General features: G+C 56.0%; 12 protein-coding genes and 2 tRNA genes. 7 read left to right on the top strand and 7 right to left on the bottom strand.

Annotated elements, in window-relative coordinates; all coding sequences use genetic code 11:
* Window positions 1–176: 176 nt before the first annotated feature.
* Together rssB and rssA are read right to left on the bottom strand one after the other, a co-directional pair.
* Window positions 177–1,190 (bottom strand): two-component system response regulator RssB, encoded by a 1,014-nt coding sequence (gene rssB / locus ACA373_RS05135; protein ID WP_301251621.1) that lies wholly within the window; start codon window positions 1,188–1,190, stop codon window positions 177–179.
* A gap of 79 nt (window positions 1,191–1,269) precedes the next feature.
* On the bottom strand, window positions 1,270–2,187 hold the full coding sequence (gene rssA, locus ACA373_RS05140; protein WP_253453773.1) for a patatin-like phospholipase RssA: 918 nt from the start codon (window positions 2,185–2,187) through the stop codon (window positions 1,270–1,272).
* A gap of 104 nt (window positions 2,188–2,291) precedes the next feature.
* Between rssA and ACA373_RS05145 the strand changes: the two genes are divergently transcribed.
* From ACA373_RS05145 to ACA373_RS05160, 4 genes are all read left to right on the top strand, one after another.
* Entirely contained in the window at window positions 2,292–2,750 is a 459-nt protein-coding gene (locus tag ACA373_RS05145; RefSeq protein ID WP_253453771.1) for a YchJ family protein, read from the top strand.
* Window positions 2,751–2,798: 48 nt separating this feature from the next.
* A complete protein-coding gene (gene purU, locus ACA373_RS05150; RefSeq protein WP_125287754.1) occupies window positions 2,799–3,647 on the top strand; it encodes a formyltetrahydrofolate deformylase in 849 nt (282 codons plus the stop codon).
* A gap of 146 nt (window positions 3,648–3,793) precedes the next feature.
* A tRNA-Tyr gene (locus tag ACA373_RS05155) sits at window positions 3,794–3,878 on the top strand.
* A 208-nt stretch (window positions 3,879–4,086) separates the two neighbouring features.
* A tRNA-Tyr gene (locus ACA373_RS05160) sits at window positions 4,087–4,171 on the top strand.
* Window positions 4,172–4,581: 410 nt separating this feature from the next.
* On the opposite strand, the gene ACA373_RS05165 is transcribed toward ACA373_RS05160, so the two are convergent.
* Both ACA373_RS05165 and ACA373_RS05170 read right to left on the bottom strand, forming a co-directional pair.
* Window positions 4,582–4,887 (bottom strand): type II toxin-antitoxin system RelE/ParE family toxin, encoded by a 306-nt coding sequence (locus ACA373_RS05165; protein WP_253453769.1) that lies wholly within the window; start codon window positions 4,885–4,887, stop codon window positions 4,582–4,584.
* The gene (locus ACA373_RS05170; protein WP_253453767.1) at window positions 4,887–5,141 is read right to left on the bottom strand and encodes a type II toxin-antitoxin system Phd/YefM family antitoxin; all 255 of its coding nucleotides are present in this window, start codon (window positions 5,139–5,141) and stop codon (window positions 4,887–4,889) included. Before ACA373_RS05170 ends, ACA373_RS05165 begins: the two co-directional genes overlap by 1 nt.
* A gap of 209 nt (window positions 5,142–5,350) precedes the next feature.
* Here ACA373_RS05170 and xthA point away from each other — a divergent pair, with 209 nt between their 5' ends.
* Together xthA and ACA373_RS05180 are read left to right on the top strand one after the other, a co-directional pair.
* Window positions 5,351–6,157, top strand: a complete 807-nt coding sequence (gene xthA, locus ACA373_RS05175; RefSeq protein ID WP_253453765.1) for an exodeoxyribonuclease III — start codon at window positions 5,351–5,353, stop codon at window positions 6,155–6,157.
* Window positions 6,157–6,555, top strand: coding sequence for a pyrimidine (deoxy)nucleoside triphosphate diphosphatase (locus ACA373_RS05180; protein ID WP_253453763.1), 399 nt, complete (start codon window positions 6,157–6,159; stop codon window positions 6,553–6,555). Before xthA ends, ACA373_RS05180 begins: the two co-directional genes overlap by 1 nt.
* On the opposite strand, the gene ACA373_RS05185 is transcribed toward ACA373_RS05180, so the two are convergent.
* The 3 genes from ACA373_RS05185 to ACA373_RS05195 form a co-directional block, all read right to left on the bottom strand.
* The gene (locus ACA373_RS05185; RefSeq protein ID WP_370734451.1) at window positions 6,548–6,811 is read right to left on the bottom strand and encodes a YnjH family protein; all 264 of its coding nucleotides are present in this window, start codon (window positions 6,809–6,811) and stop codon (window positions 6,548–6,550) included. The two genes, ACA373_RS05180 and ACA373_RS05185, sit on opposite strands and share 8 nt — an antisense overlap.
* A 66-nt stretch (window positions 6,812–6,877) precedes the next feature.
* Entirely contained in the window at window positions 6,878–8,794 is a 1,917-nt protein-coding gene (locus ACA373_RS05190; RefSeq protein ID WP_253453760.1) for a DNA topoisomerase III, read from the bottom strand.
* A gap of 148 nt (window positions 8,795–8,942) precedes the next feature.
* Complete coding sequence (locus tag ACA373_RS05195; RefSeq protein WP_301252746.1) at window positions 8,943–9,494, bottom strand: NAD(P)H nitroreductase; 552 nt, start codon at window positions 9,492–9,494, stop codon at window positions 8,943–8,945.
* 181 nt (window positions 9,495–9,675) lie between these two features.
* Here ACA373_RS05195 and sppA point away from each other — a divergent pair, with 181 nt between their 5' ends.
* On the top strand, window positions 9,676–11,532 hold the full coding sequence (gene sppA, locus ACA373_RS05200; RefSeq protein WP_301252748.1) for a signal peptide peptidase SppA: 1,857 nt from the start codon (window positions 9,676–9,678) through the stop codon (window positions 11,530–11,532).
* Window positions 11,533–11,541: the final 9 nt, after the last annotated feature.

The raw sequence follows: 11,541 nt of genomic DNA on the forward strand, positions 1-11,541 counted from the left end.
GCCGTTCAAGTTATTACTTGATATGTCGAGTTAAAAAACGAAGTGAGTATATCAGCTGAACCCGGATGGATTTATCCTGGTTCATTCATTTCCACGCAATTTAAGACTATTACCTAAGTGTAAAGCTTATCGCTGGTCCTGTCCCTGGCACGCAGCGATAAAAAGGAAAGGGACGTTTAATCAGTGGACAACATCAAGCGCAGCCTGCCGCCGGCGCCCCACACCTGACACTGCCAGGCATCGCAGCGCTGGCTGATTTGATTAAGATGCGTACTGCCCAGCGTGCCAAGCGGAACGCCATTACTCAGCTGTATTTGATGAGAATGAATATTCAGAGTGGCGTTTAAACCAGCAGAAACCAGGATAAGGTTTTTTAATCCCTGGTGATAATAGCCGACCAGCAATGGAAATTGCCCCTGAAGGTTGGCCTGGCGTAAAAGTAAATTAACCTGTTTCAGCAAACTATTTAGCTCGGGCAGACGTTGCGCCTGACCAGAAAGCTGATCCTGAAGCAGGCCGTTAAATAATGCCCTTAATAATAACGCGGCCAACACGCCGTTATCGCCCGCGCGCGTAACGTCCAGACAATAAAAAGCCAGGTCTTTATCAGAAAGTGCCGCGACGTCGAGCACCAGGCCCGGCTGTTCCGCCATCGTCAGCTGACGATAGTTAATGCGGCAGTTAGCGATTTCCTGCTGTACCGGCGGCTGCAGCTGCTTTAACAACTTTGCCGCCGCCTGGGGATCGCGCACCAGGGCGTCCCAGTCCTGAAAGAGCTGCTCGTCCTCTTCGACTTTGGAAGTGAACATAGAGGGATAGAGGCATTCGTAAACCGCCTCGCGCAGCCTTTCCAGATCTTTTAACGGCTTCAGCAGCACATCCTGCACGCCAAGGCGCAGTACGTGTGCGATATCAGACATGTTTTCAGTGGCGGAAATCACCAGGATCGGCACGGGGTTGCCCCGGGTGCGCAGATGTTCAACCAGCTTGATACCGTTCATGCGCGGCATAGCCAGGTCGCATATCATCAGGTCAAAGACCTGGTGCTGCATACTTTCCAGAGCCTGAACGCCATCATCGGCAAGCGAGGTAGTGGCGCCCAGCGCGCTCAGAAAATTATCCAGCAGAGAACGGAAAACCACTTCGTCTTCAACTATCAGGATCTGTTTTCCGCTTAATGGCTTCTCCATTGTCCCCCCTTGTGCGCCAGATAAGTCAATAGTGGCTCAAAAACCACAATTGCGCCTCTCAGATTTGCCCGAAGTCTGTTCATTTCTCTTCCGGCATTGCGTACTGACGGACCAGCGGAAGCAATTCATCCATCTTTTTCTCTACGGCAAGCCTGCCTGCCTCAATGGCCTCTTCCGCCCGATGAAAATCCAGGGTGGAAATCTGCGGGCAGAAAGGCTGTATCAGCACATCCGGCGGATCGCCGGCCATCCGGTTGCGCTTGACTCTGTTTTCGAGCACCTGAATCGAGGTAGTCATAATTTCCATCGCTCCCGGCGTTTGATTAACTTTTTTCTGGGCTATCTCGCTCAGTTTTTGTCGCAGCTTGCCGCGCCAGCCATCGGCAGCAGCGGGCAGCTTCACGGTTTGTGGCGTAACGGAGAGTAAGTTTTGCTGCATCAGATGCGCGTCGTGCTGTAAATCGACGGCGATAACGATATCGGCGCCCAGCGCACGGGTTAAAGAAATGGGCACGGGATTGACGACGGCACCGTCCACCAGCCAGTAGCCGTTCCAGGCGACCGGCGAAAGCAGACCCGGCATACTGCATGAGGCGCGAATGGCCTGATGAAGATCCCCTTCCGTCAGCCAGAGTTCGCGTCCGGTACTGAGATTGGTGGTGACGGCGCCAAACGGCAGGCTGCAAGCCTCAATATGCGTATGCGGCAGCAGGCGACGTACATGGCTGAACACGCGCTCGCCGCGCAGCAGGCCGCCACGCTGCCAGGAGAAGTCCATCAGGCGCAGCACTTCCCAATAGCTGAAACCCTGCACCCAACCGGCGAGAAGAGGAAGACGTTGACTGGCATAAGCGGCGCCGACAAGCGCTCCCACGGAGCAACCTGCCACCACATCAATCCTGATGCCGGCTCGTTCCAGCGCCTCAATCACGCCGATATGAGCCCACCCTTTGGCTGCACCCGATCCCAGTGCCAGCCCAATCTTAACCTGTCTCATTCCACCTCTGGTGTTTGCTTAACGAACCAATGGCGCCACTCACACAGCTCGGTTACCATGACGCCCAAAACTCACTCTGCTTTTTATTATCCTCTGGAGACAACGTGTCTGAATCCTGCCCATGCTGTAGCGGATTGGAGTATAGCTTATGTTGCCAGCCCTGGCTCAATGGTGACGGCATTCCCCCTACGCCGCAAGCATTGATGCGCTCGCGCTATACCGCTTACGCCAAAGGCGATGCCGATTACCTGATTGCCACCTGGCATCCTGACTGCGATGCCGCGCGCTTCCGCGAGAGCCTGGAAGAGAGCTTTGCCGTGACCAGATGGCTTAGTTTACATATAGTTGAGGCACAAGCACCAGGGGATAATGCAGAAGGCTACGTCACCTTCTTCGCCCGTTTCTCTGAAAATCAGCGCAACAGCTTTATTCATGAGCGTTCGCGCTTTCTTCGTCTGGCGCAACGCTGGTATTATGTTGACGGAACCTTCCCCGAAACAGGGCGAAACGACCGATGCCCGTGCGGCTCCGGAAAAAAATTTAAAAAATGTTGTGGCCAGTAATGGTCCCCCGCATTCCCTCAGAATTGCTTTGACAGGATTACCATCGCAATGCAAGCGCAAACACTACAACGAAAAGTTTTACGAACCATTTGCCCTGATGCCAAAGGCCTGATCGCCAAAATTACCAGCATTTGTTACCAGCACGAGCTGAACATCGTGCAGAACAATGAGTTTGTTGATCATCGCACCGGCCGCTTTTTTATGCGCACCGAGCTGGAAGGCGTTTTTAACGATGCCACACTGCTGGCCGAGCTGGACAACGCCCTGCCTGCCGGATCGTTCAGAGAGCTGAACGCTGCGGGCCGTCGCCGCGTGGTGATCCTGGTGACGAAAGAAGCGCATTGCCTGGGCGATCTGTTAATGAAGAGCACCTATGGCGGTCTGGATGTTGAAATCGCGGCGGTTATCGGCAACCACGAAACGCTGCGGACGCTGGTCGAACGCTTTGATATTCCGTTTATTCTGGTGAGCCATGAAGGCCTGACGCGGGAAGATCACGACAATAACATGGCGGCGGAGATTGACCGTTTCCAGCCTGATTATGTGGTGCTGGCCAAGTATATGCGCGTGCTGACGCCTGCTTTTGTGCAGCGCTATCCTAATCAGATTATCAATATCCACCACTCGTTCCTGCCTGCCTTTATCGGCGCGCGGCCTTATCACCAGGCCTACGAGCGTGGTGTGAAGATTATCGGGGCTACCGCGCACTACGTTAATGACAATCTGGACGAAGGCCCGATTATCATGCAGGACGTCATCCATGTGGATCACACCTACACGGCGGAAGATATGATGCGTGCGGGACGTGACGTAGAGAAAAATGTGCTGAGCCGCGCGCTTTATCAAGTGCTGGCGCAGCGCGTATTTGTCTACGGCAATCGCACTATCATTCTGTAAAGGTTAAAGACTGCTGTTTTGTCGGACAAAGCAGCAGTCAGAATAAAAAAGCGGCAAACGCGTTATAATCGCTGAATCCGGGCTTTACAGCGGGCCAGCATTTGATATGATGCGCCCCGCTTCAGCAAGCAGGAAGCAAGGCCAGTGGTGGGGTTCCCGAGCGGCCAAAGGGAGCAGACTGTAAATCTGCCGTCATCGACTTCGAAGGTTCGAATCCTTCCCCCACCACCATTTCCAACTTATGTTGGTTCGGCGTTTAAGCACGCTCTGTCATATTCCCCGCGGGGAAGGATGAGAAGCTTCGACCTCGAAGGTTTGACCCGAAGGGCACGGAACGCAGTGACGTGAATCCTTCCTGCACAGCAGCACAAGTTAGTTTGCACCATTTCCAACTTATGTTGGTTCGGCGTTTAAAGCCAACAAGTAGTACGCTTCCCCGGGTGGGGTTCCCGAGCGGCCAAAGGGAGCAGACTGTAAATCTGCCGTCATCGACTTCGAAGGTTCGAATCCTTCCCCCACCACCATTTCAGACCTCTTTGAATCCCAATGTTTAAGCACATTCTTCCAGATCCCCCACGGGGAAGGATGAGAAGCTTCGACCTCGAAGGTTTGACCCGAAGGGCACGGAACGCAGTGACGTGAATCCTTCCCGCACGATGCCATCCTCAGCACCACCATTTCAGACCTCTTTGAATCCCAATGTTTAAGCACATTCTTCCAGATCCCCCACGGGGAAGGATGAGAAGCTTCGGCCTCGAAGGTTTGACCCGCAGGGCACGGAACGCAGTGACGTGAATCCTTCCCGCACGATGCCAACCTCAGCACCACCATTTCAGACCTCTTTGAATCCCAATGTTTAAGCACAATCTTCCAGATCCCCCACGGGGAAGGATGAGAAGCTTCGGCCTAATCCTGTAAAGATGTATCAATAAAGTCACGGCGCGCGTTTTTTAAATGCCTTTGGCAAGCGGGATTGATGAAGAATGCCGACCACGGTCACCCCTTCAGGGTTCGGCACGAAAAAGATATAGTGTCTCTCATAAGGCCAGCTACGCACTCCCGGCCAGGTATTATCACTGGCGTCTTCGCCAATGCCGGGATTATCCGCAAGCCTTTGTATAGCAAGACGCATCCCTGTCAAATACGCCTTTGCAGTTTCACGGTTCCAGGTCTCCATTGAATAAGCTTTAATCTCTTCCACGTCCTGCTTTGCATCATCCGTAAGCGTATACTTTCCCATTACAAATCCTTCATGAGCTCATCAAATACGGCTTCGCCATCCTGAACCTGGCCGGCTTCCATCTGCGCAATCGAATGGGCCAACCTTGTGCGTAAGGCTTCCAGTTTCAGCTGTTCGATGACCTCATAATCTGCGGCAGAAACAACAACAACGGCAGGACGACCGTTACGGGTTATGCTGACTGGCTCGCGCTGTGCTTTGGTCATCAAATCACCAAACTGCGTTTTAGCCTGATTGGCGGTAAAACTTAACATAGACGTTCCTCATGGGATAAATGGTGCGGATCGAACGATTCGAGTGAAGATAGAATAACCGAAAACACGACGCCACTCTTTTTTTTGACAAACTCGCCTCTGCTCTGAAGATAAGCCTGTCTGTCGATAGAGTAAAAGCGCGTTAATGACAGCCCGCGCCCGATTCTGCTACCATCCGCACATCTTTTTTCCCGCCACCGGGTGCAGTTATGAAATTCGTCTCTTTTAATATCAATGGGCTGCGCGCCCGCCCTCATCAGCTTGCCGCCCTCGTCGAGCAGCACCAGCCGGACGTCATCGGGCTACAGGAAACCAAAGTCCACGATGACATGTTTCCGCTCGAAGAAGTCGCCAGCCTGGGCTACAACGTGTTTTACCACGGACAGAAAGGCCACTACGGCGTCGCGCTGCTGACTAAAAGCGAGCCGGTAGCGGTACGTCGCGGTTTTCCCGGTGACGATGAGGATGCGCAGCGCCGCCTGATTATGGCGGATATCGCCAGCCCAATCGGCAATATTACCGTGATCAACGGCTACTTCCCTCAGGGCGAGAGCCGCGATCATGCGACAAAATTCCCGGCAAAAGAGAAGTTTTACCGCGATCTGCAAAGCTATCTGGAGCAGGAGCACCAGCCCGGTAATCCTGTACTGATTATGGGCGATATGAATATCAGCACGACCGATCTGGATATCGGTATCGGCGAAGAGAGCCGCAAGCGCTGGCTGCGCACCGGCAAATGTTCCTTCCTGCCGGAAGAGCGGGAATGGATGGATCGCCTGCTGAACTGGGGCCTGGTCGACACCTGGCGCGCGCAGAATTCTGACATCAACGATCGCTTCTCGTGGTTCGATTACCGTTCTAAGGGCTTCGATGACAACCGGGGCCTGCGTATCGATCTGCTGCTGGCAAGCCAGCCGCTGGCCGAGCGCTGCGTAGCAACCGGCATTGATTACGATATCCGCAGCATGGAAAAGCCTTCCGACCACGCGCCCGTCTGGGCCGAATTCCGCTTCTGATGGCGGCTGAACGGCTTGACGTAGTGGCCGCGCTGATTGTACGTCAGGGGAAAATTTTGCTGGCGCAGCGCGGCCCGCATGGCGATCAGGCCGGCCTGTGGGAGTTTCCGGGCGGCAAAGTGGAGGCAGGCGAAAGCCAGCCTCAGGCGCTGCAAAGGGAACTGAAAGAGGAGCTGGGCATTGAGGCCGCTATCGGTGGCTATATCGCCAGCGAAAGCCGGGAAGTCAGCGGGCGGCAGATCCATCTGCACGCCTGGCTGGTAGAAGCCTTTACCGGTGAACCCGGGCTTAACTGTCATCAGGCGCTCGCCTGGTGTTTGCCGCAGGAAGCAATGCGTTACGAGCTGGCGCCAGCGGATATTCCCTTGCTGGCCGCCTGGCTCGCACAGATTACTTAATGGTCTGCCAAATCAGATTATTGGTGCCGTAAGATTTTTCATCGCGGCTGCACTGCAACAGCACCCCTTCCATCTTCACTACCGAACCTTCCGTATAGCTGCGATTTTGATAGGTACAGCAGCGCAGGCACGGCGGCTGATTGTTCTGCCCCTGCGTCCACGCTTCCGGCGGCATATCCACCATCACATCGGCATTGCCGCCGCCGCCCTGCGGTGGTTCCTGCTCATAATCGCCGTGGCCGGTGCTGAGATGCATGCCGCCTGCCGCATACAGCGGAGCACAAAACAGCAGCGCGACCGTGACTAAAATGCTTTTCATCGCTTAATTCCCCTTCGCTTTCGCCGCCTTACGCTGCGGCTTTTTACGGTTACCCGCCGGTGATGGAAGGCCACGGAACGCGTGCGCAGCGGGCTGCTGTCGCGCCTGATCGATCAGAGTATAGAGCGTCCCCACCAGCGGCTGCATAAAGTCCTGGTAGCGACACTGCTTCTCACTGATTTTGGTCAGCGTGGATTCCCACTGGGCGGTCATATCCGGACGCGCCGCCATTTCCGGCAGCGAGTGGATCAGCGCGCGCCCGGCGGGAGTCGCATTGATGTAACGCCCTTTCTTAATCAGGAAAGCGCGTTTAAACAGCAGTTCGATAATCCCGGCGCGCGTCGCCTCTGTTCCTAAACCATCGGTCGCACGCAGCACTTTCTTTAGATCTTTGTCCTGAACAAATCGCGCGATGCCGGTCATGGCCGATAACAGCGTGGCATCGGTAAAGGCACGAGGCGGCTGAGTCTGCTTGCTGACCACCTCTCCGCTTTCGCACAATAGCTCATCGCCTTTCGCCACTACGGGCAGCGGCGTGCCGTCGTTTTCCTCGTCCCGCTCTTTGCTGCCCAGCAGCGCGCGCCAGCCCGCTTCGGCAAGAAAGCGCGCTTTGGCGATAAATTTCCCGCCCGCGATGTCCAGCTCGATCACGCATTTACGGTAAATGGCATCGGGACAGAACTGCATCAGATACTGCGTGGCGATCAGGCGATAGATATTCGCTTCGTTTTCCGTCAGCCTGACCTGCCCGCTGCGCGCCGTAGGAATAATAGCGTGGTGCGCATCCACCTTCTTATCATCCCAGCAGCGGTTGCGGCGATCGCTGTCAAAATCGGCTGGCGGCGTGAGTTCTGGCTGATGCGCATTGATGGCGTTGAGCACCGCATGCCTGCCGGCAAAATGCTCATCGGGCAGATAGCGGCTGTCCGAACGCGGATAGGTGATGAGCTTATGCGTTTCATAAAGCTTCTGACAGGTATCCAGCACCGTTTGCGCGCTCAGGCCAAAGCGCCTGGCCGCTTCTATCTGTAAAGAAGAAAGCGAGAAAGGCAGCGGCGCGGTGTCGTTCTCGCGCTTGTCGTTATAGCTGGTCACGTGCGCTGGCTGGCCGCCGATACGCGCGACTACGTGCTCGGCGAGCTGGCGATTAAGCAGCCGTCCCTCTTCATCCTGATGCGGCTCGCAGGCTTCGCTCGGCTGCCAGGTAGCGACAAAGCGCTCATCCTTCGGCGTGACGATATGCGCCTTTACCTCGAAGAAATCTTTCGGCACGAAATTCTCGATCTCTTCATCGCGCCGTACCACCAGCCCAAGCACCGGCGTCTGCACGCGCCCGACCGACAGCACGCCATCGTAACCGGCATTACGGCCCAGCAGCGTATAGGCGCGGGTCATATTGATGCCGTAAAGCCAGTCCGCCCGCGCCCGCGCCAGCGCCGATACGCACAGAGGGATAAATTCGCGGTTCTCCCGCAGACGATCTATCGCCCTTGAAACGGCCTGTGGGTTCAGATCGTTGATCAGGCAGCGCTGTACCCGCTCGCGCTTCTGCGGCGGCAGCGCCAGATAGTCCAGTACTTCGTCCACCAGCAGCTGCCCTTCTCTGTCCGGGTCGCCCGCGTGTACCACGTCGCTGGCTTTCTCCAACAGCGTTTTAATGACGTTAAGCTGCTTTGCTACGGAAGGACGCGGCTGGAGGCGCCATTTTTCCGGCACGATAGGCAGGTCGGCCAGCGACCAGCGCGCATAGCGGCTATCGTAGCTGTCGGGCTGCGCCTGCTCCAGCAGGTGACCGACGCACCAGGTCACTACATCATCGCTGCCGCAGGCGATATAGCCGTCGCCCCGACGATGCGGCTTGGGTAGAACGTCCGCAATCGCGCGAGCGAGGCTGGGTTTTTCGGCAATAAACAAACGCATCCGGCGATGGCTTCCTTCAGGGGATAACAGTGGGTAGATGGTAGCGTTTTCAACAGACGGTGATAAGCGTTTCACCGTCCGTTCGCTTATTATCCCGGCAAAATGACGGTCAGGCGACTATTCTGCCTTTTTTGAAGGTGACAATCTGTCAGAAATAGCTGACAAAAGGCGTTGTATCGGGCGGAACAAGCGTGGTGGAGGATTTCAACTGCGGCGTGCCTAAATAAAGAAAGCCGACGATGGCGTCCTGCTCGCGGCAGTTAAACGCCTCGCGCACGGCCTGATGCTCGGTCCAGGCGCCGCTGCGCCAGATGCCGTTAAAACCTTGCGCCACGGCCGCCATCTGCATCGCCATCACCGCGCAGCCGGCGGACACCACCTGTTCCCAACGCGGCACCTTATGGTGCTCTTCACAATGGGCCACCACGGTGATAATCATCGGCGCGCGAAACGGCGACTGCTTAGCCTTCTCAATCGCTTTCGGCTCCATATTGTCGTCACGCGCGGCTTTTTCCAGCAGCTGGCTGAAGCGGTCGCGTCCTTCGTTCTCTACAACAATAAAACGCCACGGTTGCAGCGTGCCGTGATCGGGCGCGCGCATCCCGGCGCGGATGATATTTTCCAGCGCTTCTCCGGCGGGCGCAGGTTCGCTTAAACGTGAGGCGGAACGACGGTTGACTACCAGATCCAGTGCGTCCATAACTTACTCCTGATAAGAATGCTGAGCAGCTGAAGCTAGCACAGGATGATGATTTGTTACAGCATTCCGCTTTTTCCTGCTGACAAGTTTGCCCCTGCTCTTTAGGATGTCACCATCCCGACCCGGCACGGGCTGGTTTCCGTCGATTTTCCGGGTTTATTATCGCGATTATGGAGAGACTATGCGCACTTTGTGGCGAGCGATCGCTGGCGTTTTTAAATGGGCCTGGCGCCTGCTGAATTTTATTCGGGAATTTATTCTTAATCTTTTCCTGGTGCTGCTGATTTTGATCTGCGCCGTGGTCTATTTTCAGTTCACCAAATCTTCCGCGCCTGTGGAAACGCAGAAAGGCGCGCTGGTGGTCGACCTTGCCGGTGTGATTGTCGACAAGCCTTCGGTCAGCAATAAGCTCAGCAAGATTGGCCGCCAGCTGCTTGGCACCAGCAGCGATCGGCTGAAAGAGAATTCGCTGTTTGACGTCGTGGACGCGATTCGCCAGGCGAAAAGCGATGCCAATATTACCGGCATGGTGCTCGATCTGCGCGATTTCGCCGGGGCCGATCAGCCCTCGCTGAGCTATATGGGCAAAGCGCTGCGCGAATTCCGCGACAGCGGCAAACAGATTTACGCCACGGGCGACAGCTACAGCCAGGCGCAATACTACCTCGCCAGCTTCGCCAATAAGATCTATCTGTCGCCGCAGGGCACGGTCGATTTACACGGTTTCGCCACCAACGGGCTTTACTACAAAACGCTGCTGGACAAGCTGAAGGTCAGCTCGCATGTTTTCCGCGTCGGCACCTATAAGTCGGCGGTAGAGCCTTTCCTGCGCGATGATATGTCGCCTGCCGCGCGTGATGCGGACAGCCGCTGGATTGGCGAGCTGTGGCAAAACTATCTTAATACTGTCGCTGCCAATCGCCAGGTAACGCCGCAGCAGCTGTTCCCGGGCGCACAGGGCGTGCTTGATGGCCTGCAGAAAGTAGGCGGCGATACCGCGCGCTATGCAAAAGATAACAAACTGGTGGATGAACTGGCTTCTCGTTCAGTCGTGGATGCGCAGCTGGGCAAAGTTTTCGGCTGGGACAAGCAGGCGCAGGACTTTAACGGCACCAGCATCTACGATTACCCGCTGAAGGACAAACCGGTGGCCAACGGCAATATTGCCGTCATCATGGCTAACGGCGCGATCATGGACGGCGAGGAAACGCCGGGCAACGTCGGCGGCGATACCACCGCGCTGGCTATTCGCAAGGCGCGCCTGGATGACAAGGTCAAGGCGATTATTCTGCGCGTCAACAGCCCTGGCGGCAGCGTCAGCGCGTCTGAAACCATTCGTGAGGAGCTGGCGGCGGCCAAAGCGGCAGGCAAGCCGGTGGTGGTGTCGATGGGCGGTATGGCGGCTTCCGGCGGCTACTGGATCTCTACGCCGGCGAATTACATTATTGCCAGCCCGAGCACGCTGACCGGCTCTATCGGTATCTTCGGGGTGATCAATACGGTTGAAAACTCGCTGGATGCGATTGGCGTCCATACCGACGGCGTGGCGACTTCGCCGCTGGCGGACGTGACGACGACCAAAGCACTGCCGTCGGAAGTGCAGCAGCTGATGCAGCTGAGCATTGAAAACGGCTATAAAAACTTCCTGGGTCTGGTAGCCAGCTCGCGGGGCAAAACGCCGGAGCAGATCGATCAAATCGCTCAGGGCCACGTCTGGACAGGCAGCGACGCCAAAAGCAATGGCCTGGTCGACGCGTTGGGCGACTTCGACGACGCGGTGGCGAAGGCGGCGGAGCTGGCGCATCTCAAGCAATACCAGCTGAACTGGTATCAGGATGAGCCTGGCTTTATGGATCTGCTGTTCAGCCAGATGGACGCATCCGCACGTGCGGCGCTGCCCGAGGCGCTGCAAGCGTATCTGCCTGCGCCAATGTATGACGTAATGGCCGCGATGAAAAATCAGCCGGGCCTGCTCGACAACCTGAACGACCCGCAGAATCGCTATGCATTCTGCCTGACCTGTAGCCAGGTCAAATAAGCCGAAAGC

Origin of the sequence: Erwinia sp. STN24 (assembly GCF_041320675.1) — a bacterium.
Taxonomy (GTDB): domain Bacteria; phylum Pseudomonadota; class Gammaproteobacteria; order Enterobacterales; family Enterobacteriaceae; genus Erwinia; species Erwinia aeris.